This is a genomic window from Streptomyces sp. WMMC500 (genome assembly GCF_027497195.1).
Classification (GTDB): domain Bacteria; phylum Actinomycetota; class Actinomycetes; order Streptomycetales; family Streptomycetaceae; genus Streptomyces.
Genome location: NZ_CP114905.1, coordinates 8,117,276 through 8,141,984 on the forward strand (window position 1 = coordinate 8,117,276; position 24,709 = coordinate 8,141,984).

At 73.8% G+C, this 24,709-nt stretch carries 21 protein-coding genes; 10 read left to right on the forward strand and 11 right to left on the reverse strand.

Annotated features, from left to right (window positions below; genetic code table 11):
* Positions 1 to 19: 19 nt before the first annotated feature.
* From O7599_RS34970 to O7599_RS34980, 3 genes are all read right to left on the reverse strand, one after another.
* Positions 20 to 1,456, reverse strand: a complete 1,437-nt coding sequence (locus O7599_RS34970; RefSeq protein WP_281619617.1) for a Gfo/Idh/MocA family oxidoreductase — start codon at positions 1,454 to 1,456, stop codon at positions 20 to 22.
* A gap of 129 nt (positions 1,457 to 1,585) precedes the next feature.
* The gene (locus O7599_RS34975) at positions 1,586 to 4,543 is read right to left on the reverse strand and encodes an FAD-binding and (Fe-S)-binding domain-containing protein (RefSeq protein WP_281619618.1); all 2,958 of its coding nucleotides are present in this window, start codon (positions 4,541 to 4,543) and stop codon (positions 1,586 to 1,588) included.
* Positions 4,544 to 4,555: 12 nt separating this feature from the next.
* Entirely contained in the window at positions 4,556 to 5,011 is a 456-nt protein-coding gene (locus O7599_RS34980) for a MarR family transcriptional regulator (RefSeq protein WP_281619619.1), read from the reverse strand.
* A gap of 87 nt (positions 5,012 to 5,098) precedes the next feature.
* Between O7599_RS34980 and O7599_RS34985 the strand changes: the two genes are divergently transcribed.
* From O7599_RS34985 to O7599_RS35000, 4 genes are all read left to right on the forward strand, one after another.
* The gene (locus O7599_RS34985) at positions 5,099 to 6,973 is read left to right on the forward strand and encodes an ABC transporter ATP-binding protein (RefSeq protein WP_281619620.1); all 1,875 of its coding nucleotides are present in this window, start codon (positions 5,099 to 5,101) and stop codon (positions 6,971 to 6,973) included.
* Between the two features lie 56 nt (positions 6,974 to 7,029).
* Complete coding sequence (locus tag O7599_RS34990) at positions 7,030 to 7,545, forward strand: O-acetyl-ADP-ribose deacetylase (RefSeq protein ID WP_281619621.1); 516 nt, start codon at positions 7,030 to 7,032, stop codon at positions 7,543 to 7,545.
* Between the two features lie 399 nt (positions 7,546 to 7,944).
* Positions 7,945 to 8,496, forward strand: a complete 552-nt coding sequence (locus tag O7599_RS34995) for a sigma-70 family RNA polymerase sigma factor (RefSeq protein WP_281619622.1) — start codon at positions 7,945 to 7,947, stop codon at positions 8,494 to 8,496.
* A gap of 17 nt (positions 8,497 to 8,513) precedes the next feature.
* Positions 8,514 to 9,188: a hypothetical protein gene (locus O7599_RS35000; RefSeq protein WP_281619623.1), complete on the forward strand. Its 675-nt coding sequence runs from the start codon at positions 8,514 to 8,516 to the stop codon at positions 9,186 to 9,188.
* 82 nt (positions 9,189 to 9,270) lie between these two features.
* Here O7599_RS35000 and O7599_RS35005 read toward each other — a convergent pair whose 3' ends face one another.
* Positions 9,271 to 10,740 carry an FG-GAP-like repeat-containing protein gene (locus tag O7599_RS35005; RefSeq protein WP_281619624.1) on the reverse strand — a complete coding sequence of 490 codons (1,470 nt, stop codon included), beginning with the start codon at positions 10,738 to 10,740 and terminating at the stop codon, positions 9,271 to 9,273.
* Between the two features lie 397 nt (positions 10,741 to 11,137).
* Here O7599_RS35005 and O7599_RS35010 point away from each other — a divergent pair, with 397 nt between their 5' ends.
* Both O7599_RS35010 and O7599_RS35015 read left to right on the forward strand, forming a co-directional pair.
* The gene (locus O7599_RS35010; protein WP_281619625.1) at positions 11,138 to 11,869 is read left to right on the forward strand and encodes an NAD(P)H-binding protein; all 732 of its coding nucleotides are present in this window, start codon (positions 11,138 to 11,140) and stop codon (positions 11,867 to 11,869) included.
* A gap of 72 nt (positions 11,870 to 11,941) precedes the next feature.
* Complete coding sequence (locus O7599_RS35015; protein ID WP_281619626.1) at positions 11,942 to 12,694, forward strand: DUF2071 domain-containing protein; 753 nt, start codon at positions 11,942 to 11,944, stop codon at positions 12,692 to 12,694.
* Between the two features lie 24 nt (positions 12,695 to 12,718).
* On the opposite strand, the gene O7599_RS35020 is transcribed toward O7599_RS35015, so the two are convergent.
* Positions 12,719 to 13,465 carry a trypsin-like serine protease gene (locus tag O7599_RS35020; protein WP_281619627.1) on the reverse strand — a complete coding sequence of 249 codons (747 nt, stop codon included), beginning with the start codon at positions 13,463 to 13,465 and terminating at the stop codon, positions 12,719 to 12,721.
* Between the two features lie 427 nt (positions 13,466 to 13,892).
* Between O7599_RS35020 and O7599_RS35025 the strand changes: the two genes are divergently transcribed.
* Positions 13,893 to 14,759 carry an alpha/beta hydrolase gene (locus O7599_RS35025; RefSeq protein ID WP_281619628.1) on the forward strand — a complete coding sequence of 289 codons (867 nt, stop codon included), beginning with the start codon at positions 13,893 to 13,895 and terminating at the stop codon, positions 14,757 to 14,759.
* Here O7599_RS35025 and O7599_RS35030 read toward each other — a convergent pair.
* The gene (locus tag O7599_RS35030; RefSeq protein ID WP_281619629.1) at positions 14,733 to 15,383 is read right to left on the reverse strand and encodes a TetR/AcrR family transcriptional regulator; all 651 of its coding nucleotides are present in this window, start codon (positions 15,381 to 15,383) and stop codon (positions 14,733 to 14,735) included. The genes O7599_RS35025 and O7599_RS35030 overlap by 27 nt on opposite strands.
* 140 nt (positions 15,384 to 15,523) lie before the next feature.
* Here O7599_RS35030 and O7599_RS35035 point away from each other — a divergent pair, with 140 nt between their 5' ends.
* Together O7599_RS35035 and O7599_RS35040 are read left to right on the forward strand one after the other, a co-directional pair.
* Positions 15,524 to 15,652, forward strand: a complete 129-nt coding sequence (locus O7599_RS35035) for a hypothetical protein (protein ID WP_281619630.1) — start codon at positions 15,524 to 15,526, stop codon at positions 15,650 to 15,652.
* Between the two features lie 17 nt (positions 15,653 to 15,669).
* Positions 15,670 to 16,155, forward strand: a complete 486-nt coding sequence (locus O7599_RS35040; protein ID WP_281619631.1) for a hypothetical protein — start codon at positions 15,670 to 15,672, stop codon at positions 16,153 to 16,155.
* A 7-nt stretch (positions 16,156 to 16,162) separates the two neighbouring features.
* On the opposite strand, the gene O7599_RS35045 is transcribed toward O7599_RS35040, so the two are convergent.
* From O7599_RS35045 to O7599_RS35055, 3 genes are all read right to left on the reverse strand, one after another.
* The gene (locus O7599_RS35045) at positions 16,163 to 16,975 is read right to left on the reverse strand and encodes an APH(3') family aminoglycoside O-phosphotransferase (protein WP_281619632.1); all 813 of its coding nucleotides are present in this window, start codon (positions 16,973 to 16,975) and stop codon (positions 16,163 to 16,165) included.
* Complete coding sequence (locus O7599_RS35050; protein ID WP_281619633.1) at positions 16,972 to 17,325, reverse strand: VOC family protein; 354 nt, start codon at positions 17,323 to 17,325, stop codon at positions 16,972 to 16,974. Before O7599_RS35050 ends, O7599_RS35045 begins: the two co-directional genes overlap by 4 nt.
* A gap of 64 nt (positions 17,326 to 17,389) precedes the next feature.
* Positions 17,390 to 18,700 (reverse strand): DUF1343 domain-containing protein, encoded by a 1,311-nt coding sequence (locus tag O7599_RS35055; protein WP_281619634.1) that lies wholly within the window; start codon positions 18,698 to 18,700, stop codon positions 17,390 to 17,392.
* Between the two features lie 371 nt (positions 18,701 to 19,071).
* Between O7599_RS35055 and O7599_RS35060 the strand changes: the two genes are divergently transcribed.
* Positions 19,072 to 21,579 carry a DUF3376 domain-containing protein gene (locus O7599_RS35060; protein ID WP_281619635.1) on the forward strand — a complete coding sequence of 836 codons (2,508 nt, stop codon included), beginning with the start codon at positions 19,072 to 19,074 and terminating at the stop codon, positions 21,577 to 21,579.
* A 930-nt stretch (positions 21,580 to 22,509) separates the two neighbouring features.
* Here O7599_RS35060 and O7599_RS35065 read toward each other — a convergent pair.
* On the reverse strand, positions 22,510 to 23,145 hold the full coding sequence (locus O7599_RS35065) for a lactate utilization protein C (RefSeq protein WP_281619636.1): 636 nt from the start codon (positions 23,143 to 23,145) through the stop codon (positions 22,510 to 22,512).
* Between the two features lie 16 nt (positions 23,146 to 23,161).
* On the reverse strand, positions 23,162 to 24,625 hold the full coding sequence (locus O7599_RS35070) for a lactate utilization protein B (RefSeq protein WP_281619637.1): 1,464 nt from the start codon (positions 24,623 to 24,625) through the stop codon (positions 23,162 to 23,164).
* Positions 24,626 to 24,709 lie beyond the last annotated feature (84 nt).

Below are 24,709 nucleotides of genomic sequence, written 5' to 3' on the forward strand. Positions count from 1 at the left end.
GGCCGACAGCCGGCGGCGCTCACGCCTCGTCGGGCTTCTCGGAGTCCACGCCGGAGCGCTTGTCCTTCCACCCGCCGCGGGTGAAGTCCGGCATCGGCAGCGGCCTGCCGCCCGCCTTGATCGACAGGTGGCTGAGCGGCACGGGCGCGGTCCACGTCACGGCGTCGTAGACGTCGAAGTCCGGGACCAGGCCGAGCCGCATGCACTGCATCAGCCGGAAGATCATGATGTAGTCCATGCCGCCGTGTCCGCCGGGCGGGTTGGAGTGCTCCTTCCACAGCCAGTGGTCGTACTCCGCGAACTCGCCGAAGTCGTGCCACTGGTCGTCGGTGTGCCCCGGCTCCAGGTAGATGCGCGGCTCGTAGTCCTCGAACACGCCCTTCGTGCCGCCGAGGGAGTTGATCCGGCTGTAGGGGTGCGGGGTCGAGACGTCGTGCTCCAGCCGGATCACCCGCCCCTTGGCGGTCTGCATCATGCTGAAGGTGCGGTCGCCCTTGATGTACGTCTCCTTCCAGCTCGGGTCGCCCGGGGGCATGTTCGCCTCGCGGTACTCGGCGAGGGTCAGCGCCGGGGTGCCGAAGCTGGAGATGTGGGTGACGCGGTCGCCGCGGTTGACGTCCATGTAGTTGGCGGCCGGGCCGAAGCCGTGGTTGGGGTAGAGGTCGCCGCGCAGCCGGGTGTGCCACAGCCGGCGCCAGGGGCCCTCGTAGTAGTCGGGGTCGAACATCAGCCCGCGCAGGTCGTGGTTGTACGCGCCGGCGGCGTGCAGCAGCTCGCCGAAGAGCCCGGCGTGCGCCATGCGCAGCACCCGCATCTCGTTGCGGCCGTAGCAGCAGTTCTCCAACTGCATGCAGTGCCGGCGGGTGCGCTCGGAGAGGTCGACGAGGTCCCACAGCTCGTCCAGGCGCATCGCGATGGGGCACTCGACGCCGACGTGCTTGCCGTTCTCCATGGCCGCCTTGGCCATCTCGAAGTGCCAGTCCCACGGGGTGGCGACGTAGACGAAGTCGATGTCGCCGCGGGCGCAGAGCTGCTCGAAGTCGTGGTCGCCCTTGGTGTACGTGGCGGGCGCCGGCTGGCCTGCGTCGACGACCTTCTTCGCGGCCCGCTCCACCTTGTCGACGACCGGGTCGCACAGCGCGGTCACCTGCACGCCCGGCTGGGCGAGGAACAGGTCGATCATGCCGCCACCACGGTTGCCCAGGCCGATGATCCCGACCCGTACGGTGCCGTGGCTCTCGAACGGCACACCGATCATCGTCTTGCCGCGCCGCGGCGGTGCCGCCGGTGCGGCGGCCTCCCCGGCTGCCCCGGCCTCCGCCGCCTGGGCCTGCGAGGCGCCGAAGGCCCCCAGGCCGAGCCCTGCACCGGCGATGCCCGCCGAGCGCAGAACCGAGCGGCGGGAGTAGCCGTCGTCGGAATCGCCGGGTCTCGGGGTGGGGTTCTCCTCGCGCATGCGTCCTCCGGATGGTGTGCGGACGGTTCGCGGCCACCCTCGCCGGACCCGGGCGCGCCGACAAGAGGTCTGCACCACTGAGGAGTTGGACTTACCGCCCGGGCCGGATGGACTTCTCCACCGGGGGTGTCAGCGGCGCTCCCGCACGCCCGCGGGGCGGGTGGCGCGCTCCAGCTCCAGCAGCACGGAGCGGTAGGAGCGGCCGGTGGCCCGGTCCATGCCGATCTCGCACATCCGGTTCGCCGACAGGTGCGTGTCGTAGTCGCGGGCGGTGACCTCCGCGGCCTCGCGCGCGGTCGCGGACGCGGTCAGCTCCTTGTGCAGCATGCCGCGGTCGCCGGCGAAGGCGCAGCAGCCCGCGTCGTCGGGCACGACGACCTCGTCGGCGACCGCCTCGGCCAGGGCGGTGAGCCGGCCGGTGTTGCCGAGGTGGCGCATCGAGCAGGTCGGGTGGACCACGGCGGCGGGCGTCCGCCGCTCGACCGTCAGCCGGGGCAGCAGCTCGTCGGCGGCCCAGTCGAGCGAGTCCAGGACGGTGAGCCGCGCGTGCAGCGCGCGGCTCACCTCCGTCAGGTACGGCACGACCTCGTGCGCGAGGCCCAGGGTGCAGGACGAGGCGTCGACCACGACCGGCAGCCGGCCGCCGTCGGTCCACCGCCAGGCGGCCTCGACGATCCGCTCGGCCATCAGCCGGGTGCCGTCGTCGTACCCCTTGGAGTGCCAGATGGTGGCGCAGCAGGTGCCGGTGACGTCGCCGGGGATCCACACGGGCCGCCCGGCGCGGGCCGAGACGGCGACGACCGCCTCCGCCAGGTTCGGCCCGCGGGCGTCGTCGGGGCCGCCGAAGATCCGGTTGACGCACGCGGGGAAGTAAACGGCGGCGGTGCCCTCGCGGGCGGTGGCGGGCAGCCGGCGCGCGGCCGGACCGGGGATCTCCGGCAGCCACTCGGGTACGAGGTCGGGGCGCACCGCCCGGCGCGCGAGCCGGGTCGCGGCGCCCGGCACCCGGTCGCCGAGCCGGTGCGCCACGGCGACGGCGAGCCGGGCGGCGCGTTCGACCCGGCGGAAGCGCCGGGCCGTGCCGGCGGCGGCGCGCTCCTCCCGGGCGGAGTGCCGCGCGTGCCGGAAGTCCTTCATCATCCGCCCGGTGTCGATGCCGACGGGGCAGTCCAGGCCGCACGTCGAGTCGCCGGCGCAGGTGTCGACGGCGTCGTACCCGTACGCCTCGAGCAGGCCGCCGGTGACCGGCGCGTCCGGCGGCTGGCGCAGCATCTCCCGGCGCAGCACGATGCGTTGCCGCGGGGTGGTGGTGAGGTCGCGGCTGGGGCAGGTGGGTTCGCAGAAGCCGCACTCGATGCACGGGTCGGCGACGTCCTCGATCCGCGGGATCGTCTTGAGCCCGCGCAGGTGCGCCTTCGGGTCGCGGTCGAGCAGGACCCGCGGGGCCAGGATGCCGCTCGGGTCGACCAGCTCCTTGATCCGCCACATCAGCTCCGTGGCCCGCTCGCCCCACTCCAGCGCGAGGAACGGGGCGATGTTGCGGCCGGTGGCGTGCTCGGCCTTCAGCGAGCCGTCGAAGCGCTCGACGGTCAGCCGGCAGAAGTCGTCCATGAAGGCCGCGTAGCGCTCGACGTCGGCGGCCTCCGCGGCGTCGAAGGCGAGCAGGAAGTGCAGGTTGCCATGGGCGGCGTGGCCGGCGACCGCGGCGTCGAACCCGTGCCGCGCCTGGAGTGAGAGCAGCGCCTCGCACGCCTCGGCGAGCCGGCCGGGCGGCACCGCGAAGTCCTCGGTGATGAGGGTCGTACCGGCCGGGCGGGAGCCGCCGACGGCGGTGACGAACGCCTTACGCGCCTTCCAGTAGCCGGCGATACGGCCGGGGTCGCGGGTGAACGCGTTGCCCGTGGCCGCGACGGACTCCACCGGCGCCACGAGGTCGAGGCCCGCCAGCACCTCGCCCGCCGCCGCCTCGTAAGCCTCGCGCGCCGCCTCGTCCGGCGCCCGGAACTCCACCAGCAGCGCCGCCGTCTCCTTCGGCAGCTCCGCCCAGTCGGCGGGCACGCCGGCGACGCTCACCGAGGCGCGCAGCGTGTTGCCGTCCATCAGCTCCACGGCCCGTGCTCCGGCGGCGTTGAACCCGGGCACCGCGGCGGCCGCCGCCTGCAGGGTGGGGAAGAACAGCAGCGCGGTGGCGGTGTGCCGGTCCAGCGGCAGGGTGTCGAAGACGGTGTCGGCGATGAAGCCGAGCGTGCCCTCGGAGCCGACCATCAGCCCGCGCAGGATCTCCACGGGGGTGGCGCCGTCGAGGAAGGCGTCCAGCCGGTAGCCGTTGGTGTTCTTGATCTCGTACTTGGCGCAGATCCGGGCCGTCAGCCCCTCGTCCGCCTCGATCTCCGCCTTGAGCGCGAGCAGCCCGCGGCACAACTCCGGCTCGGCCGCGGCCAGGTGCGCGTCGGCGTCGGGCGCGGCGGTGTCCACGACGGTGCCGGAGGGGAGCACGAAGGTCAGCGAGGCGAGGGTGCGGTAGGAGTTGCGCGTCGTGCCGGCCGTCATGCCCGAGGCGTTGTTGGCGACGACGCCGCCGAGGGTGCAGGCGATGGCGCTGGCCGGGTCCGGGCCGAGGACGCGGCCGTGCCGGGCGAGGGTGGCGTTGGCCCGTACGACCGTGGTGCCCGGGCCGACGCGGACCCGTGCCGCGGCGGCGTCGAGCACCTCGACGCCCGCCCAGTGCCTGCGGACGTCGACGAGGATGTCCTCGCCCTGCGCCTGCCCGTTCAGCGACGTGCCCGCCGAGCGGAAGACGAGCTTGCGGCCGCGCTCGCGGGCGAACCGGAAGAGGGCCGAGACGTCCCTCACCGTCTCGGCGACCGCCACGGCCCGCGGCACGAACCGGTACGGGCTGGCGTCCGAGGCGTACCGCACCAGATCCGAGACGCCCGTCAGCACCTTCTCCGCGCCCAGCAGCGCCGTCAGCTCCCCGCGCAGCGGCTCCGGCGTACCCCCGGCGAGGTCGTCGGCGACCCGGTCCGGCGCCGGCGCGGGGCCGCGGCCGGGGCGCAGCGCCGAGGGCTTGGGCTGGAGCAGCGGCATGGAGCGGACCCTTCAGCAGGCGTGGCCGTGCGTGTCGACCAGGGGGGCGATGAGCCCCAGCAGCTTTTCACGCTGCCTTTCCGACAGCGGCTCCAGGACGTCGGCGGCGGCGGCGAGGCGCGCCCGGTGCAGCTCGGCGAGCGCCGTGCGCCCGGCCTCGGTGGTCTCGATGCGGATCACGCGCCGGTTGGCCGGGTCCGGCACGCGCCGGACCAGGCCGCTCGCCTCCAGCGCGTCCACGTGCGTGGTGACGGCGCGGGGCACGACGCCGAGGCGCTCGGCGAGGTCGGCCATCCGCGGGGGCTCCGCGTGGCGCTCCAGGGTGCGCAGCAGCCGGGACTGGGCGGGCGTGATGCCCAGCGGCTTGAAGTGGTGCTTCTGCGCGTAGTGGATCTTCCGGGTGAGCAGCAGGAGCTGCTCCGCCAACTGGCCGGTCACGTCTGCGGGGGGCGGGGGCGACTGGGACACGCTCCGAGGATAGCAGGACCATATTCATTGTGCATATAGGTAACAATGAGCTATCCTCCAAAGTCGTCGTACTCTCCTAGGAGGCTCATGCCGCACGATCCCCTCGACGGGTGGACACCCCCGCCCTCCGATCCGGAGCAGCCCGCCCAGGTGCGCCGGATCCTCGCGCTCTTCCGCCCGTACCGCGGCCGCCTCGCCGTGGTCGGGCTGCTGGTGGCCGCGTCCTCACTGGTCTCGGTCGCCTCGCCCTTCCTGCTCCGCGAGGTCGTCGACACCGCTCTGCCGCAGGGCCGCACCGGCCTGCTCAGCCTGCTCGCGCTCGGCATGGTCGGCGTCGCCGTGCTCGGCGGCGTCTTCGGCGTCCTGCAGACCCTCATCTCCACCACCGTCGGCCAGCGCGTCATGCACGACCTGCGCACCGCCGTCTACGCCCAGTTGCAGCGGATGCCGCTGGCGTTCTTCACCCGCACCCGCACCGGCGAGGTGCAGTCCCGTATCGCCAGCGACATCGGCGGCATGCAGGCCACCGTCACCACCACCGCCACCTCGCTGGTCTCCAACCTCACCAGCGTCATCGCCACCGTCGTCGCCATGCTCGCGCTCGACTGGCGGCTGACCGTCGTCTCGCTGCTCCTGCTGCCGCTCTTCGTCTGGATCGCCCGCCGTGTCGGCCGCGAGCGCAAGAAGATCACCGCGCAGCGGCAGAAGCAGATGGCCGCCATGGCGGCGGGCGTGACCGAGTCGCTGTCGGTCAGCGGCATCATGCTCGGCCGCACCATGGGCCGCTCCGACAGCCTGACCCGCGGCTTCGCCGACGAGTCCGAGGGCCTGGTGGACCTGGAGGTACGGGCCAACATGGCGGGCCGCTGGCGGATGGCCGTCATCGGCGTCGTCATGGCCGCCATGCCGGCCGTCATCTACTGGACCGCGGGCCTCGCCTCCAGCACCGCCGGGCAGGGCGTGTCCATCGGCACCGTCGTCGCCTTCGTCTCGCTGCAGCAGGGGCTCTTCCGGCCCACCGTCAGCCTGCTGGCCACCGGCGTGCAGATGCAGACCTCGCTCGCCCTCTTCCAGCGCATCTTCGAATACCTCGACCTGCCCGTCGACATCGCCGAGCCCGAGCACCCCGTGCGGCTGGCGAAGCCCCGCGGCGACGTGCGCTTCGAGAACGTCGACTTCGCGTACGAGCCGGGGCGGCCGACGCTGCGCGACGTCGCGCTCACCGTGCCGGCCGGCAGCAGCCTGGCGATCGTCGGCCCCACCGGCGCCGGCAAGTCCACCCTGGGCTACCTGGTGCCGCGGCTGTACGACGTCACCGGCGGCCGGGTCACGATCGACGGCACCGACGTGCGCGACCTCGACTTCGACTCGCTCGCCCGCGCGGTCGGCGTCGTCGCCCAGGAGACGTACCTCTTCCACGCCTCCGTCGCCGACAACCTGCGCTTCGCCCGCCCGGACGCCACCGACGCCGAGATCGAGGCCGCCGCCCGCGCCGCGCAGATCCACGACCACATCGCCGGCCTGCCCGACGGCTACGACACCCTCGTCGGCGAGCGCGGCTACCGCTTCTCCGGCGGCGAGAAGCAGCGCCTGGCCCTCGCCCGTACGATCCTGCGCGACCCGCCGGTGCTCATCCTCGACGAGGCCACCAGCGCGCTGGACACCCGCACCGAGCGCGCGGTGCAGCAGGCGGTCGACGCGCTCGCCGAGGGCCGTACCACGATCACCATCGCGCACCGGCTCTCCACGATCCGCGACGCCGACCAGATCGCGGTCCTGCACGACGGCCGCGTCGCCGAACTCGGCACGCACGACGAGCTGATGGCCGCCGGCGGCCGGTATGCGGCGCTGGTGCGCCGGGACCTCGACGCCGCCGCTCCGGACGCCGCCACCGCGGACACCGCCGCGCCGGACGAAGCCGCCGCCGACGCCGTCGCGGAGGGCGCGTCGGTGACGGTCTGACGCGCCGCACGGGGCGGCGCCCGGCGCCGGCCCCGTGCCCGTACTACGGTGGCGGCATGGGTGTGCTCACGGCCGTGCGCGGCGACATCACCGGCCAGGAGGTCGACGCGGTGGTCAACGCCGCGAACTCCTCGCTGCTGGGCGGCGGGGGCGTCGACGGCGCCATCCACCGCAGGGGCGGCAAGAGCATCGTGCGGGAGTGCCGCGAACTGCGCGCCTCCGCGTACCCCGACGGCCTGCCCGCCGGCGGCGCGGTGGCCACCACCGCCGGGCTGCTGCCGGCCCGCTGGGTGATCCACACGGTCGGCCCGGTCTGGTCGCGGACCGAGGACCGCTCGGCGCAACTGGCCTCCTGCTACCGCGAGTCGCTGGCCGTCGCCCGCGAACTGGGGGCCCGCACGGTCGCGTTCCCCGCAGTGTCCACCGGCGCGTACGGCTGGCCGCTGGACGACGGGGCCCGGATCGCGGTAGCCGCCGTCCAGGAGGCGGTCGGCAAGGAGGACTTCGACGAGGTGCGCTTCGTGCTCTTCGACGACCGGTCGTACGAGTCGTTCGCCCGGCGCATCGGCTGACGCGGCCGCGGGCGGGTCCGCTCCCGGCATTCCGGGGGCGTGATCTGTTGCGTTCATTCTCGGTCGAGAAATGCGCAACTTTGAGCGCGTTCTGGTCAGGTCTTGGCTCCCGCCGGTGTTTTCCCCGGCGAGGCTCAGCCCACAGGTTGCACTGTGAGGCACGTCACGATCCGGGATTGGTATAGACCCCGGCCGAATCGGCTTGGTGAACTCGCAGTTCATGCCGCGTTACCGCCGGTTATTGAGCGGACGTGAGGAGAATTCGTTGATCACCGGGCGAAATCGGAGCGCCGCGTATGCGTGTGCGCCCATTCCGTCCGGTTGGCTGGGGTGCAGCAGTTCATCGGGTGACGCAGGTGTCACCCGATGCTTCATATCGGCCCCGCTCGAAGAGGATTCATGACCGAAGAAGCTCCCGCAGAGGACCATGGCAGTCCGGTGACGCACGCCATGTTGCACGTCCCGCCGGTGTGCGAGGCGCTGTACCTGGCCAACGCGGACGCCTACTACACCTACGCCCAGCACTGGCTCGACGACGACACCGCGGTGGAGGCCGTCGGCCTGACGTTCCACCAGATCCGTAACCGCTGGGAGGAGCTGGGCCGCCACGGCGACCTGCGGCAGCAGGCGTGGGCGATCCTCCGCCGCGTGGTCGCCTCGTACGTGGAGGAGTCCGAGGTCCGCCGCGAGATAGCCGGCGTGCTGGCCGCGTACCAGGGGCTCCTGGCACAGCAGATCGAGGGGGTCGGGCTCTACGAGGCCATCGCCCGGCTGTCGCCGCGGCAGTTCGACGTGATCGTCCTGCGCTACCTGTGCACGTTCCCCACCGAGCGGATCGCCTGGTACCTGGGCGTCACGGCCAGCACGGTCGACTACCACTGCCGCCGCGCCACGAAGCGCCTGGAGCGGGACCTGGCGCAGTTGCTGAAGAAGGAGGGGGGCACCCGGTGAGTGACCACAGTCCGACGGTGGAGCAACTCCTGGCGGGGGCCGGGAAGATCATGACGGCGGGCCGGCGGCCGTTCGACGTGGCCGCGGGCCTGAGGCGGCTGAGGGAGGGCCCGGCCGGACACACGGCGCCCGGTACGGACGCCTCACCCGTGGTGCAGGCACGGGACGAGCTGTCCGTGCTGGTGCGCTGGACCGTCAACCAGGCGGGGGCCACCGGCTTCGTCGGCCGGCTGGCCAGCCTGCTCAGCGACCACGGTCCGCAATACCACGAAGTATGGCTGGAGGAGTCGCAGATAGACGGGGCGATCGACGGAATGCAGGTGTTCGCCTGCATGCTGTACCAGGCCGATCACCGGGAAAGCGCCCAGTTCTGGTGGCAGTTGGCCGCCGGCGCGGGAAATCGCGCCGCCGCCTATTGCCTGCACCTGCATCACCTCGGCCTGGGCGAGCCCGCCGAGGCCGGCCACTGGCGGACCCAGCTCCAGAAGGACGGCGGTCCCGACGACGAATTCATCTACGGCATCAGCCGGTTCGCCGATTACGTCGACCGCAACTGCGCACCCGGCTGGGAGCCGCACATGCACCGGGAAATCCAGCGCCTGGCGTCCCGGGAGGATGTCCGCGACGCGCTGGTCTGCCGCCCGGAAAGCGAGATCGCCGACCGCTTTCACCGCTGCTGCGAACAGTACTGACGCGGACGGCGAATCCCGCACGGTCACCGGTCACCGGTCACCCGGCCGCCGCCGCGGCCGGGTTCCGGTGTCCCGCCCGCGGTCAGCCGCCGAAGCGGGTGCCGTAGCGCGGCGAGCCGTCGATGGAGATGCCCAGGTCGGGCGGGTAGATGGCGGACGCGCCGATGCCGCCCGCGGTCGTGCCGTCGGAGCGCAGGGAGTGGACCATGCCGTTGCCGTCGTTCTCGCCGGGCGAGCCGACGGTCACGTCGTCCTTGCGGTCGCCGTTGTGGTCGCCGACGTGCACCTCGGCGCCGAAGACGTCGTCCGCCTCGTTGTCGTTGGGGACGCCCGGGGCGTTCTGGTGCAGGAGCTCGCTGGTGTGGGCACCCTCGCCGGCGTGCAGGTCGTAGAGCACGGTGACGGTGCCCGTGTCCGCGATGCTGCCCCTGTCCTCGTACGGCGCGCCCACGGCCAGGTCGAGGTGGCCGTCGCCGTCGATGTCGCCGAGGTGCAGGTCGGAGCCGAAGCCGTCGCCCTCCTCGGAGACGCCTTCGACGCCCGGGGTGTCCTGGTCGAAGCGGGTGATCCGGTCGGGCCCGGCGGCGGAACCGTAGGTGATGCTGACGCCCCCGCCGAGGACGCCGTCGGGGTGGCCGCCGTCGCCGAACGCGTCGTGGGCCAGGCCGGTGACGACGTCGCCGTAGCCGTCGGAGTTCAGGTCGCCGATGTCGGTGGCGGTGCCCGCGGGGAGTGCCACCTCGCCGGTCCTGGTCAGGCCGTCGGCCGAACCGGGCAGGAAGCGGTTGGTGTCGTAGTAGTCCGGGCCGAGGCCGGCCACGACGAGGTCGTCCATGCCGTCGCCGTTGACGTCGCCGGCGCGCAGGTGCTTCGCACCGCCGCCGTCCCCCGCACCGCTGCGGATGTTCGGCGCGACGACGTAGCGGGAGTCGTAGGTGCCGGTGGACTTGTCGAAGGGGCCGCGGAAGACGTCGACGGCGTTGGTCGCGGAGCCGACCGCGAGGTCGGTCGTGCCGTCGCCGTCGAAGTCGCCGGTTTCGAGCGTGCGGCCGAACTGGTCGTGCTTCGACGGCCGCGGGTCGGCCAGCGTGACGCTGCGGGACAGACCGCCGCCGGCGCCCCACAGGATCTGCACGACCCCGTTGCCGGGGTCCCCGGTGATGTCCTCGCCGGGGGCGCCGACGGCCACGTCGGACAGGCCGTCGCCGTCGAAGTCACCGGTCGCGACGGCCTCGCCCCAGGCGTCGTCGGCCTCGGCGTTCGCGGGGACGCCGTTGCTGTCCTGGCTGAAGGTGTGCGAGTGCTCGGCGGACAGGCCGGCCCGGGCGCGCTCGGCGGCGGAGCCGTAGTGGGCGACGATCTGCCCGGCGGCGCTGTGGCCGCCGACGTGGGCGCCGGGCGCGGAGACGACGAGGTCGGGCAGGCCGCCGTTGAGGTCGGCGACGGGGCGGGCGGCGTCGGCCGTCGCGGGCGCGGCGGCGACGGCGAACAGGCCGCCGGTGAGCGCGGCGGCGGTGGCGGTTGCTAAGGCGATGCGGAGCCGCTCGGACATGGGTGTCTCCTGGAGCGTGCGGGGATGCGGGTGGCGCATCCGGTCGGATGGGCCCGCTGCCGGTGACGGGGGGTCGGTCGCCTGGGATCGCCGGTCAGTCGGCGCTGAGGAGACCCGCGGACGGAGCGGAGGGTTGTGCGGATTTGCGAAGTCCCGCGCAATGTCCCGGTCTGCTCGTCGAACCGGTGTCACCCGGGGAAAATGTCAGTGACGGGGAGGTGGGCAGCAGGCCACCGGACTGCCGGCCGCCGGCCGCGCGTACGGTGCGCCCGGAACCCCGGCCGCACCCGGCGCAGCGCTCGGCCGCACGGCCCCGAGTGCGCTTGCATCCGCTCTTGTGCTGGTCAAGACTCGTCTGCAGCGGGGTGATCTCGCCCCGGTGGACGAAAGGTGACCCATGAAGTTCGCAGTGATCGGCGGCACTGGTCTCATCGGCTCCAAAGTGGTGGAGAAGCTGAACGCGGGCGGCCACGAGGCGGTGCCGCACTCGCTGTCCTCGGGCGTCGACGTGATCAGCGGCCAGGGCCTGGAGGAGGCGCTGTCCGGCGCCGACGTCGTCGTCAACCTGACGAACTCGCCGACGTTCGACGACGCCTCCCCGGACTTCTTCCGCACCTCGATGGAGAACCTGCTGGCCGCCGCGCAGAAGGCCGGGGTGCGGCACGCGGTGATCCTCTCCATCGTCGGCGTGGACCAGGTGCCCGACCTCGTCTACTACCGGGCCAAGGCCCTCCAGGAGGAGCTCCTCACCGCCGGACCGATCCCGTACTCGATCGTCCGGGCCACCCAGTTCATGGAGTTCATGGACGCGACCATGTCCTGGACCACCGAGGGCGACACCGTCCGGCTGCCGGCCACCCCCATCCAGCCGATCGCCGCGCAGGACGTCGCCGACACCGTCGCCGAGGTCGCCGCCGGCAGCCCGCTGAACGGCATCCTCAACGTCGCGGGACCCGAGGTCTTCACCCTCGACGAACTCGGCCGGGTCACCCTGGCCGCCCGCTCCGACGACCGCACCGTCGTCACCGACGCCGCCGCGGGCATGTTCGCCGCGGTCCCCGGCGACGTCCTCATCGCCGGGCCCGACGCGCGCCTCGCCACCACCCGCTACCGCGACTGGCTCTCCTGACCCCCCGCCCGCGGCGGCCCGCCGCCGGGGTCCGGTCGTCCGCCGCGGGGCGGACGCTGCGATCCTGGCGGCGTGCAGAACTCCGCGCCCGTCACGCCCGACGCCCCGCATGCCGTACGTTCCCCGCTGCTCACCCAGCAGTGGCTGGACCTGACGTTCGTCCACTGGGCCGCCGAGCCGGCCGCCGTGGCGCCGCTGCTGCCCCGCGGCACGGTGCCGGACACCTATGACGGGCTCACGTACGTCGGGCTCATCGCGTTCCGGATGGACCGCGTCGGCTGGCTGCGGCTGCCCCCCGTGCCGTACCTCGGCAGCTTCCCGGAGACCAACGTGCGCCTGTACTCGGTCGACGCGCACGGGCGGCGCGGCGTCGTGTTCCGGTCGCTGGACGCCGCCCGGCTGGTCCCCGTGGTGCTGGGGCGGCTCGGCTTCGGGCTGCCGTACGTGTGGTCGCGGATGTCCGTCAGCCGGGCCGGCGACACCGTCGCCTACACGAGTGCCCGCCGCTGGCCGGGACCGCGCGGCGCGTCCAGCCGCCTGACGGTGCGCCCGGGTGAGCGCGTCGGCGAGGCGAGCGGTCTCGAGCACTTCCTCACCGCGCGCTGGGGGCTGCACCGGGCCTTCTTCGGCAGGACGGGCTACCTGCCCAACGAGCACCCACGCTGGCCGCTGCACCGCGCCGAGCTGATCGAGTGCGAGGAGGACCTGGTCGCGGCGGCGGGCCTGCCCGCGCCCGCCGCCGACCCGGTCAGCGTCCTGTACTCGCCGGGCGTCCCGGTACGTCTCGGCCGCCCGGCGCGCGCCCCGGGCATCCCCGGTCGGTGACAGGTCCGACCGGGGGGCCTCAGGTCAGCGGACGCCGCCGATGATGGCGTCGATCCGGGACTTCACCGACGTCACGTCGCCGTAGATCGCCGGCGAGACGGCGCAGGTCCCGGCCGTGCCGCGGCTCGTGGCACCGACGAGACGCCAGTCGCCCGGGCCGCCGACGACCGCCGGGCCGCCGGAGTCGCCGTAGCACGCGCCCCGGCCGCCGCCGCCGTTCACGCACAGCTCGTACGCGCCCTGGATGCCGCCGCAGGAGGAGTCGCCCAGGACCGTGGTGTCGAGCTGCCGCAGCCCCACGGGCGGGGCGCCGCAGCCGCGGGTCGGGCAGGTCTGGCCCCAGCCGATCAGCCGGGTCGCCGAGCCGGGCGGCGCGGAGGCGGCGATGGGGACGGGCGTCTTCGTCGACGGGGTGGCGAGCCGCAGCAGGGTCATGTCGGCGGCGAGCTGGCGGCGTTCGACGACGCGGCGGACCTCGCCGCCCGCGGTGCGGTCGGTGGTGCCGATCCGCACCTGGTACGGGGTGCCGCAGTGCGCGGCGGTGACGACCCAGCTCGGGTCGACCAGGCTGCCGCCGCAGGTGTGGCCGCCCGACGCGCTCTGCAGGGAGGCCATGAAGGAGTACGTCTCGGAGGCCGGCTGGCCGCCCACGATCCGCGTGCTCGGCGGGGGCGCGGGCTCGGAGCCGCCGGCGGCCACGGCAGCACCCGACATCGACAGCAGGGCCGCCACGGCGGTCGTTAAGCCGCCGAGGCGCAATATGGTGCGCATTCGTCCGTTCATTCGCGTCTTCCTCCCATGGGGACTTCGGCGTGGATACGCGGAAGGGGATGGCGGGATCGTAAACACGAGCCGCGTGGCACGTAAACAGTGCACGGGCGGACGCGGGAATTGGCGAACCCTGAAATACCCGCGCTGAGCTGGGAGTTCGGCATCCGGAAATTCATGTTCCGCGACCCTGGTGCAGAAATCGCTTACATAACGCGGCGTTATGGCCATCGAATAATGGAAGCCGGTGTGGGTGACGGGAATTACCGCCTCGGTGGTGCGGTGGCGGGTCCGGAAGTCGGTGGCCCCGCCGCGGCGGGATTCCCGGGTGGCCGCGGGCGTGCCCGCGCCCAACTGCCGGATGCCGGGTGCCGGTACGTCCCCCCGCCTGCCGCTAAAACTAAGCGAACGATCGTGCTATCTTCTGCCCATGAAACCTGTCGTCACCGCGCTCACAGGCAAGGTCCTCAACGCCACCGCCGCCGTCCTCCCCGGCCTCGCCGGCCGCGGCGCCCTCGTCCTCTACCGCTATCCGCGCGCCGACCGCTCCGTCGAGGACGCCGAACGCCGGCTGCTCGACGGCGCGTTCACCGGCAGCCTCACCGTGGCCGGCAAGAACGTCGTCACGTACTGCTGGGGCGACGGCGAACGGCCCGTGCTGCTCGTGCACGGCTGGCGCTCCCGGGCGGCGCACTTCGCGCCGTACGTCACCGCCCTGCGTGCCGCCGGCTACACGCCCGTCTCCTTCGACGCCCCCGCCCACGGCGCCTCCGCGGGGCGGCGCACGACCGTGCTGGAGTACCGCGAGATCATCGCGCGGCTGTACGAGGAGCACGGCAGGTTCGAGGCCGTCGTCGCGCACTCCCTCGGCGGCTCCGCCGCCTTCCTCGCGCTGCGCGGCGCCGCGGCGGCGGACCGGCTGGTCGTCGTCTCCGGCGTCGCCGACTTCGACCACGTCGTCGACGTCTTCTGCGCCGGCCTCGGGCTCGGCCCGCGGGTGAAGGCCGCGCTGCGGCGGCGCATCGAGATCGACATGTTCCCCGGCGAGCACGACCTGTGGCGGCGCTTCGACGTCACCTACCGGCCGGCCGAGGTCACCCTGCCGATCCTCCTGATCCACGACGAGAAGGACCGCATGGTCGCGGCCGCGCAGGCCGACAAGACCGCCGCCGCCTACGGCGATCAGGTCCGGCAGCACCGCACCAGCGGCCTCGGCCACCGGCGGATCCTGGCGGACCCGGAGGTGGTGCGCACGGCGCTGGAGTTCGTCTCAGCCGGGGAGCGCGTCCGGGACTGAGTCCGGGTCCGCGGCCGCCGCGCGCAGCCGTGTCACGACGGCGGTGGCGGCGAGGTCGTACGCGTCCGGCGCGCCGTGCAGCAGCGACAGCAGGTTGGCGTGCTCCAGCAGCGCGATCAGCTCGAAGGCGAGCCCGGCCGGGTCGGTCTCCGGCCGCAGCTCGCCGGCGGTCCGGGCCTCCTCGGCCGTGCGCGCCACGTACGCCGCCCAGTCGCGGTGCGCCGCCGCCACCGCGTCGTGCACGGGGCCGCTGCGGGAGGCGAACTCCGCCGCCGCGCCGTAGAAGAAGCAGCCGCCGGGGAAGACGCGCTCGCGCGAGTAGCGCAGCCAGTGGGCGCAGAGCGCCAGCAGCCTGCCGACCCCCGGCGGCCGGTCCTGCACGGGCACCACCACGGCCTTGGCGAACACCGCCCCCGCGGCCCGTACCGTCGCGAGCTGCAGCTCCTCCTTGGAGCCGAAGAGCGCGAAGACCCCGCTCTTGCTCAGCCCCAGCTCACCCGCGATCCGGCCCAGCGACAGCCCTTCCAGGCCCTCCACCGAGGCGATGTCCATCGTCCGGCGCAGCACGAGCCGGCGCGTCTGGTTGCCCCGCTCGACCCGCCCGTCCACCCGCGTACCGGCCACCCCACTCGCCTCCTCTTCGGTGCCCGCCAGTCTACTGACCAGCGCCGTCACCGACCCCGACCGGCGAGCGCAGGGAGCGTGCGCTCCCGGGCCGCCCGCCCGGGGACCGTCCCCGGCGGCGGGCAGCACACTGGGTCGGCATGGGTGACACGCGAACCGCGAACGAGGAGCTGAGCGGGCTGTGGTTCTCCACCGGCGACGAGGACGGGCCGATACCCACGCGCGCGCACGGACCTCGGGCGGGCGCCTGCCGCGGGGCTCGCGGCTGATCGCGATCGGCGCGGTCGTGGCCGGGCTGCTGCTGGTCAGCGGGGTGTGGGCGGTGCTGGGGGACGAGGAGCGGAGCGCGGGGGCGCCGGTGCCGGGCGCGGTCCTGGTGCACTTCGAGTCCGGTCACGGGTACGAGCCGGTGCGTACGGTGCTGCGCTCGCGCGCGGACCTCGCCGCCTTCGCGGACCGTTTCCCGTCGGCGGCCCGGGGCGGCAGGGGCCCGGGCCGTCCGGCCGGGCGGCACTTGGGGACCGAGGCGCTGGTCGCCTTCGCCTGGCGCACCGGGTGCACCCGGGCGGACTCCGCCGAACTGCGCAGCTCCGCCGAGCAGGGCCTGTTCGCGGTGCCCGCCGGCAAGACGGCGCAGCGGGCCTGTGCGGAGCCCTGGGACGCGCTCGCCGTGTTCGCGGTGGAGCGGGCGCGGGTGCCGCACGACGTCGAGCTGGCGGGCGCGCCGCCGGACCCGCCCGGGCCGCCCGCGGGGGCGGCAGACCGGCCGTGACGGCCCGTCAGAAGAACTCGTCCAGCAGGGTGTAGAACTCCATCCGCGCCGGGTCGACGCGGACCTCGTCCGCACCCGCCGCGCGGTACGCGCGCAGGAACAGCTCGGCCGCCGCCGGGCCGTGCTGCGGGTTCAGGTTCTCGTCCGCGAGGCTGCGGAAGGCCAGGGCGAGGTCCAGGTGCCGGTCGGCGACGCCGAGGCGGCCCAGGTCGATGACGCCGGAGACCTCCAGCGTCCCGGGGTCGACCAGCACGTTCGGCGCGCACAGGTCGCCGTGGCAGACGACGAGGTCCTCGGCTGCGGGGCGGGTGCGCTCCAGCTCGGCGAGGAGGCCGGCGGCGCTCCGGCCGCGCCGCTCGGCGTCGAAGTCCCCCTCGTCCACGAGCCCGGCGGCGACCGCCGCGCCCGCGAGAGGCACCGTCACCGCCAGGTCCCGGACGAACGGGCAGCCGTCGACCGGTAGTCCATGCAGTCGGCGGGCGAACCGTGCCAGCGCCTCGACGGCTGCGCCCCGCAGGTGCTCCGGCCACGGTTCGGCGAGCGACCGCCCCGGCCGCGCCTCGGTCACCAGCCACGCCGTCCCGTCCGCCGCCCCGGCGTCGACCACCTCGGGCGCGGGCAGTCCCTGTGCCCGCAGCCATCCGGCGCACGCCGCCTCGTGCCGCAGACCTGCCCCGGGCCCGGCGTGCTCCTCCTCCGCCGCGGTCTTCACGAACAGCTCGCCGGGCCCGCTGAGCCGCCACACCCCGGCGCCCGACATGCCGTCGGTCACCGGCCGCCAGTCGTACGCGGCGTACCTCGCCCGCAGCGCGGTCGTCACCGCTCCTTCTCGAAGACGCAGAACTCGTTGCCCTCGGGGTCGGCCATGACGTGCCAGCCGATCTCGTCGTCCCGCCGGCGGACCATCGTCGCGCCCAGCGCCAGCAGCTCCTCCGGGGCACCCCAGACGTCGAGGTGTATCCGGTTCTTGACCGTCTTCTCCTCCGGGACGGGATTGACCCAGATCAGCGGGCCGCGCCCGGCCGGGTCGTGGATGGGCACCGGCCACTCGGCCGGCCGCGGCTCGCCGGGGTCCTGCCGGCGGGCGTAGCCCAGGGCGGCGCACCACCAGTCGGCGAGCGCCTGGTGGTCCCGGGCGTCCAGCGCGAGATCCTTGAAGCGTGCGGGCATACGCGTGATCTTAACCACCCGCGGGCCGCCGGGGCCCGCCGCGGCGCGGGCCCCGGGGGTGCCGTCAGCGGTAGAGGAGGTGGCGCCGGCGGCGCCGGGCGAAGTCGGCCAGTTCCTCCCGCCAGGCCGCCACGACCTCGGCCACGTCCCGGCCCTCGTCGATCATCGTGCGCATCCGCGGCGAGCCCGACAGCTTGTCGATCCAGAACGGCCGCTGGGGATCCCAACTGTCCTGCCGCCAGGCGAACTCCGCGTAACGCCTCGCCTCCACGAGCATCGCCACCGCCGCGGTCACCGGCTCGTAGTGCCGCCGGTCGACGACGTGCACCTGCACGCCGGCGCACGTCTCGCCCTCGTGCTTGCCGAACGTCGGCACGAAGTACGCCTCGCGGAACTCCACCCCCGGCAGGTCGCGCGCGTTGAGCCGGTCGCTGTAGTGGTAGTCCAGGTACGGCGCGCCGATCCACTCGAACGGGCGCGTGGTGCCGCGGCCCTCGGAGAGGTTGGTGCCCTCGAAGAAGCAGGTGCCCGCGTACACCAGCGCCGTGTCGGCGGTCGGCATGTTCGGCGACGGCGGCACCCAGGGCAGGTCGTTGTCCTGGGCGTACGACTCCGGGTCCCAGCCCCGTACCCGTACCACCTCCAGCTCCACCCGGCCGCCGGCGCCCTCGTCCGGCAGCAGTTCGCCGTTGAAGTAGCGGGCCAGCTCGCCGACCGTCATGCCGTGCTGCTGGACGATCGGCTTGAGGCCCACGCCGGAGGTGAAGCCCGGGGTCATCATCGCGCCGTCGGCACGGCGGCCGATCGGGTTGGGGCGGTCGAGGACGACGAAGGCGGCGCCGGTGTCGCGGGCGGCGACCATCGCGTGGTACATGGTCCAGATGTAGGTGTAGAAGCGCGCGCCGACGTCCTGGATGTCGAAGACGATCGTGTCCGCACCGGCCTTGGTGAACAGCTCGGCCATCTTCGCGGCGTTCGCGCCGTACGCGTCGTAGACCGTCAGGCCCGTGCGCGGGTCGATGGTCTCCGGCTCGGCCTCCCCGGCCTGCGCGCTGCCGCGGAATCCGTGTTCCGGGCCGAACACGCCGGCGATGTCGAGGGTGCCGGAGGCGTGCATGGAGTCGACGACGTGGCGGGTGTCGCGCAGGACGCCGGTCGGGTTGCTGACGATGCCCAGCCGGCGGTCGCGCAGCAGGGACCAGCCCTGCGCGGCGGCGGCGTCGGCGCCGGTCAGCACCTCGCCGGGCCGCCCGCCGCCGCGAGCGTGCGCGGCGGCTGCCCCGCCGGGTGCGGCGCCGGCGAGCAGGGGGGCGGCCGCGCCGGCGGCGGTGCCCGTCAGGAGCGTACGGCGGGACGGTGCGGAAGGTCTCGGCATGGCGGAGAAGCTAACCGACCGCGGGGGAGGCGACCAGGGGCCCGGCGGGTTGCCAGAGGTGTACAACTCTGGTGGCGGCAGGCGACCGGGTCCTGTGTCTCCCGGAGCTACGGCGAAGTGACGAGGAGCGCTCTGCAGCACAAGTCGGGGGCGACCCGTGGGGGTTCGCGCTGCTGCTGAAGTTCCGAAGGGGTGTACGCCATGTGGTAGGCGGCGAAAGGCCGGCCGGCGGTACTCTCGCGCTCTCAGGCGGCTCCGTCCCGGCACCGGCGGGCCACCGCCCCCCGGGCGGGGCCATCCGGGTGCCACCCGCCCCCCGCCCGGCGCAGCACCGCGCGCCGGGCGCCGGTGGCCCGGTCTACGGTCGCCACATGGCGCCCGCAACGCCGCACAGCGAGCCGAGCCCCGTCCCGCCGACCACGCCGCCCGCGTCGAGCCCGTCGGGCGACACCCAGACACGCGTCGCCCTGGTGATGAACGGCGGGGTCAGCCTCGCCGTGTGGATGGGCGGCGTCACCCACGAGTTGGACCTGCTGTGCCAGGCGTCGCGAGGGGACCGCAAGCGCGTCCCGGCCGGCAAGGACGCCGGCGTCCTGGCGCTCTGGCGCGAGCTGACGGACCAGGCGAGGAGCGAGTTCCTCGTGGACATCGTCTCCGGCACCTCGGCGGGCGGCCTGAACGGCCTGATCCTGGCCACCGCACTGGGCCGCCGGGCGGCGCTGCCGCGCCTGCGCGACGTCTGGGAGCGGTCCGCCGCCCTGGAACAGCTCCGGGGAAACCCCTCGGAGCCGAGCCTGCTCAGTGGCCACGCCTTCCGCGAGAAGATCGAGGCCGAGGTGCGGCGGATCGGCGAGAGCGACGCGGGCGTGAGGCCGCCGCAGCCGGTCACGCTGTTCGTCACGGCCACCGCGCTGGACGGGCTTCCACGCTCCTACACGGACGGCTTCGGCAACCACTTCGACGTCCGCGACCACCGCCGCCTCTACCGCTTCGCCTGCGAGACGAGACTGCGCTACGCGAGGAGCGGCGACGGCGACGGCGACCGCGAGGAGCGATGCGCCGAGCCCGGCGTGACCTGGCGATTCATGCCCCACGAGGTGAACGACTTCAACCGGCACAGGACCGACCACCTGGTCACGGCCGCCCGGGCCACCGCAAGTTTCCCCGTCGCGTTCTCGCCCATCAGCGAGCGGTGCCTGATCGACAACCGGGAGATTCCCCAACTCTCCCGCAACGACCGGGCGAGCTGCGTCATCGACGGCGGCATCCTCAACAACGCCCCCTTCCTGCCGGTCCTTGAGACGATCACCCGGCGTCCGCTCGCGAACAAGCCCGTGCGGCGAGTGCTGGTGTTCGTCGTCCCGACGGCCGGGCGGCTCGGACGGGAGAAGGCCGGCGCCGAGCAATGCGAGGACACCCCGTGGATGAGGGTCGGGATCAGCGCCATGAGCTACCGAAGCGAGGCGGATCTGCGATCCGGCACGGAGGAAGTCTGGCGGCGCGTCGCGGGAGACGCGAAGGACACGCAGCTCGGGCTGTTCGAGCGCGCCCGCCTGGACCCGCGCCTGGCCGGCACCCTCATGGACATGGCCGGCAGGGCGCTGCCCGAGTACCGCCGCAACCGTGTCCGGGGCGTGCTGGCCGAACTCCGCAGGGAACTCGCCGACGCCCGGTCGGTCACCACGCTGGCGCGCGACCCGGAGCCGGCCTCCGGCCCCATCGAGGCCGTCCTGAACGGCGACCCCCTGTGGGTGCCGCGGGACTCGGAACGGGAGCTGTCCCAGCCCTGGGCCGATGGCTGGCGCTGGGGACTGGGCACCTGCGAACGCGTCCTGCAGAGCCTCCAGGACAACCTGCGGGATCTGCCCCGCGCCCACATCGAGCTGAGCCATGAGCAGCGCAGGGCGCTGGCCCGCGGCGCCACGCGGGTCAGCGCGGGGCTGACGAAGGCGCTGGCCGTCAACGCCGCCGTCCGCGAGGAGGTGCGGCGGCGCGTCCCGGCCGAGCGCGCCGACACCCTGCCCGACGAGGAGGCGGCCGAACTCATCCAGCAGACCTTCACCCTGATGCGGATCCCCCAGCAACTCGGTGCCCTCGTAGCCGAGGCGGCGCAGGACTACACCGAAGCACTCCGGGCGGCGGGGCAGGGCGGCTGGCAAGACGCGACGGGCGCCGTGCAGGTGTGCCTGGCCGTCGACGTCCTCACCCGCGCCTTCGCCTCGCCGCAGGCCATGGTCGAACCCCTCGGCCCGGGCTTCGACTTCCTGCGGCTCGGGCCCGACGCCATGAGCCCGCTGTTCAACGAGGACAGGTTCGCCGACATCGGCGCCCGCAAGCTGTACGGGCTGCGCTTCGGGCACTTCGGCGCCTTCGTCCACGCCCCCTGGCGTGCCTCGGACTTCACTTGGGGACGCCTGGACGCCGCCCACCACCTGCTGCGCCTGTTCGGCCTGCCCCCCGCCGAGCGCCGGTCGTGGGAGGAACGCCTCCACGACGCGATCCTGCGCGCCGAGGCACCGGAGGGCGAGGACCACCGTGACTGGATGTACCGCCACCTGCACCAGTTGCGGGAGCCGACGGACAACGGACTGCTGCGGGAGCTCAAGAAGGACCGGAAGACCTCCGGCAGCGCCTGGAGGTCCCTTCGCCAGCTCACCAGGGAGTCGCTCCGCCTGCTCCCCCTGCGCCCCCGGGCCCTCCTGGCCGTCCGCGCCCTCACCAAGCCCATGCGGAACGCCGCGTGGCGCGCGTACCTGAGAGACCCGCGCACCGTGCGGAACCGCGTGAAACGGGCGGCGTACGCGACGATCACCACGCTGGCCCTGGTGGTGCTGCTGCTCGGCGGCGTGCTGGGCTGGGCCTTGGAGCGGATCACCTGAGAGCGCCGAGCCGTCTCGCCGGGATGCGTCTCCCGCCGCTTCGTCCGCCTCCTCGACGAGCTGACGGACCCCCTTCCCGCCGAGGCCCCGGGCATCGCCACCGTCGTCGAGGAACTGTCCCGTACGCCGGTCAGGACGGAGCCCGCCGCGCCGTCATCCCTCCCCGGCCCGCCGGACCGCGCGCGACGCCTGGTCAAGGAAACCCGCGCGGCCGCCCTGGCCTACCTGGAACGCACGGTCGACCCGGAGCGGGATGACCGGCTGATCCCCGGCGACCTGACCGCCTTCGAGACCAATCCGCCGTCGGTCGCGCACGGCGCGGCCGGCGTCCTGCACGCGTTCAGCCGCATGTGCGGAGAGGCGCCCCCGGAACCGGTGGCGTGGACGACGCGGAAGAAGGTGACGAACGAGCAGTATCCCCGGGCTTGTACGCCGGGCAGGCGGGCATCGCGTGGGTGCTTCACGAACTGGGCCACTCGGACGACGCCGTCCTGATCATGCGCGACGCACGGCGTCACGAGCTGCTCATGAGGACCCCCGACGTCCTCCACGGCGCGGCCGGGCCCTGGCGGTGCACACTGGCGTGACCGGAACGGTGACATCCCGCTCGGGTGCGCCCGCGGTGGGAGCGGCATCGCCCTTTTCCTGCTGATGCTGCACCGGGCCACCGGCGACGAGCGGCCCCTCGCCACAGGACGCTCGGCGCTGGGCTTCGACCTCGGCCACGCGGTCTGGCAGGGGGAGGAACTCGCCGGATTCCCGGCCCTGATGCCGCAGGACGTCCCCGCGGAGCTGATCGTGCCACGGTGTTACTGGGACTCCGGGTCCGCCGGGATTCTCACCACCCTGGCCCGCTACCTGACCGCCGTCGCGGAACACGACATGTCACTTCGCCGTCGCTTCGGGAGAACAGGGCCGGCTGACGGGGTGTCAGTCTGTGACGAGCACGACCTCCAGCGTCCGCGGCCCGTGCACCCCCTCCACCCGGTCCAGCTCGATGTCGCTGGTCGCCGACGGCCCGGAGATCCACGTCAGCGGCCGGGCCGGGTCCAGCCGCTCCATCGCCTGCGGCAGCGAGTCCACCACCTGCTCCGGCACCCGCACCACGCACACGTGGTGGTCGGGGATCAGCGTGATCCGCCGCCTGCCCTGGCCGGGCCCGGCGTCCAGCACGAGTGTGCCCGTCTCCGCGACGGCCAGCGCGCAGCCCGTCAGCACGCTGTCGACGGCGTCCAGCTCCCGGGCGGTTGCGGCGGCCCGGTCGGGCACGCGGTCGGCGTCGACCGCGGCGGTCCAGGCCGGCGGCAGCCCGTCCGGTACGAGCAGGGTCCGCGTGCCCCGCTCGGCGAACAGCCGCGCCAGCAGCTCCGGCAGGCCGGCCGCGTCCGTACGGTGCACGAGGGCGCGGTAGTCGGCGAGGTTCTCCGCGAGCAGGTCCGCGGACTCGGCGGGGGAGCGGTCGCCGTGCACGCGCAGGTAGTCGCGCGGCACCGGCGGCCCGGGTGTGCCCGCGGCGTCGCGGGTGGCGGCCCGTACCCGCGCGAGGATCGTCTCCCTGCTGCTCACGGCGTATCCCTTCCCCTCACGAGCCCGCTCCCCGGGTGCGCCGCCACCAGGCGCGGAACGACTCCGGCGGCACCGTCGGCAGCTCCCGGCTCGCCGACCACGCTTTTCCCGGGCCCGGAAGCCGGCGCGGGTGCAGCCGCCGGGTGCCGGTGGTGGTGCGCAGCACCGCGCCCCAGGCGCGCGGGTGGGCCATCGTCCAGCGCGCCGCGCGCATCGCGGCCCGCTCCGCGGCGTGCCCCTTCGCCGGCTTGATCACTGCCTTCGTCCCGCGCACCGTGTACGCGCCGCCCTCCGCGACCCGCGTGCGCAGGTGCACCAGCACCTCGGGGATGTCGATCGCGACCGGACACACCTCGTAGCACGCCCCGCACAGCGTCGAGGCGTACGGCAGCGAGGCGTCCAGCGCGCTGGCGGTGCCACGCAGTTGGGGGGTGAGGATCGCCCCGATCGGGCCCGGGTAGGCGGAGCCGTACGCGTGCCCGCCGGCGCGCTCGTACACCGGGCAGACGTTGAGGCACGCCGAGCACCTGATGCACCGCAGCGCCTGGCGTCCGACCCGGTCGGCCAGCGTGTCGGTGCGCCCGTTGTCGAGCAGGACGAGGTGGAAGTCGCGCGGCCCGTCGTCCTCGGCGGGGCCGGTCCAGGTGCTCGTGTACGGGTTCATCCGCTCGGCGGTCGAGGAGCGCGGCAGCAGTTGGAGGAAGACCTCCAGATCGCGCCAGGTCGGCACCACCTTCTCGATGCCGACGACGGAGATCAGCGTCTGCGGCAGCGTGAGGCACATCCGGCCGTTGCCCTCGGACTCCAGCACCACCAGCGTGCCCGTCTCGGCGACCATGAAGTTCGCCCCGGAGACGGCGACCCGGGCGCCGAGGAACTTCTCCCGCAGGTGCAGCCGCGCCGCCTCGGCCAGTTCCGCGGGCCGGTCGCCGAGCCCGGCGGGCGCGGGGCGGCCCCAGTCGCCCATGCGGTCGCGGAAGACGTCGCGGATCTCGCCGCGGTTCTTGTGGATGGCGGGGACCAGGATGTGCGACGGCTCGTCGTCGGCGAGCTGCACGATCAGCTCGGCGAGGTCCGTCTCGTACGCGCGGATGCCGGCCGCCGCCAGCGCCTCGTTCAGCCCGATCTCCTGCGTGGCCATCGACTTGACCTTGACCACCTCGTCGGCGCCGGTCTCCCGCACCAGCCGGGTGACGATCGCGTTGGCCTCCGCGGCGTCGACGGCCCAGTGCACGTGCCCGCCCGCGGCGGTCACCGCCGCCTCCAACTGCTCCAGATAGCGGTCCAGGTGGCGCAGCGTGTCGTCCTTGATGGCGGCGCCCGCCGCGCGCAGCCGGTCCCAGTCGGCGAGTTCGGCGACGGCCGCCGCGCGCTTGCCGCGGATGGTGTGCGTGGCGTGGGTGAGGTTGGCGCGCAGGGTGGCGTCGGCGGTGGCCGCGGCGGCGGCCCGCGGGAAGGCCGCGGGGCGCCCGCGCGGCATGCCCAGGAACGTCCGGGCGTCCCCGGGCCCCGCTGTCTGTGCCGTCTGTGCTGTTTTGGAACTCTCTGCGCTGCCGCGGGTGCC

Coding starts and splice junctions, on each gene's coding strand:
- O7599_RS34975 (WP_281619618.1), bottom strand. CDS start 4,543: ATGCCGCTGCTCCAGCCCAAGCCCTCGGCGCTGCGCCCCGGCCGCGGC.
- O7599_RS34970 (WP_281619617.1), bottom strand. CDS start 1,456: ATGCGCGAGGAGAACCCCACCCCGAGACCCGGCGATTCCGACGACGGC.
- O7599_RS34985 (WP_281619620.1), top strand. CDS start 5,099: ATGCCGCACGATCCCCTCGACGGGTGGACACCCCCGCCCTCCGATCCG.
- O7599_RS35020 (WP_281619627.1), bottom strand. CDS start 13,465: ATGCGCACCATATTGCGCCTCGGCGGCTTAACGACCGCCGTGGCGGCC.
- O7599_RS35010 (WP_281619625.1), top strand. CDS start 11,138: ATGAAGTTCGCAGTGATCGGCGGCACTGGTCTCATCGGCTCCAAAGTG.
- O7599_RS35025 (WP_281619628.1), top strand. CDS start 13,893: ATGAAACCTGTCGTCACCGCGCTCACAGGCAAGGTCCTCAACGCCACC.
- O7599_RS34995 (WP_281619622.1), top strand. CDS start 7,945: ATGACCGAAGAAGCTCCCGCAGAGGACCATGGCAGTCCGGTGACGCAC.
- O7599_RS35050 (WP_281619633.1), bottom strand. CDS start 17,325: ATGCCCGCACGCTTCAAGGATCTCGCGCTGGACGCCCGGGACCACCAG.
- O7599_RS35070 (WP_281619637.1), bottom strand. CDS start 24,625: ATGCCGCGCGGGCGCCCCGCGGCCTTCCCGCGGGCCGCCGCCGCGGCC.
- O7599_RS34990 (WP_281619621.1), top strand. CDS start 7,030: ATGGGTGTGCTCACGGCCGTGCGCGGCGACATCACCGGCCAGGAGGTC.
- O7599_RS35005 (WP_281619624.1), bottom strand. CDS start 10,740: ATGTCCGAGCGGCTCCGCATCGCCTTAGCAACCGCCACCGCCGCCGCG.
- O7599_RS35060 (WP_281619635.1), top strand. CDS start 19,072: ATGGCGCCCGCAACGCCGCACAGCGAGCCGAGCCCCGTCCCGCCGACC.
- O7599_RS35055 (WP_281619634.1), bottom strand. CDS start 18,700: ATGCCGAGACCTTCCGCACCGTCCCGCCGTACGCTCCTGACGGGCACC.
- O7599_RS35035 (WP_281619630.1), top strand. CDS start 15,524: ATGGGTGACACGCGAACCGCGAACGAGGAGCTGAGCGGGCTGTGGTTC.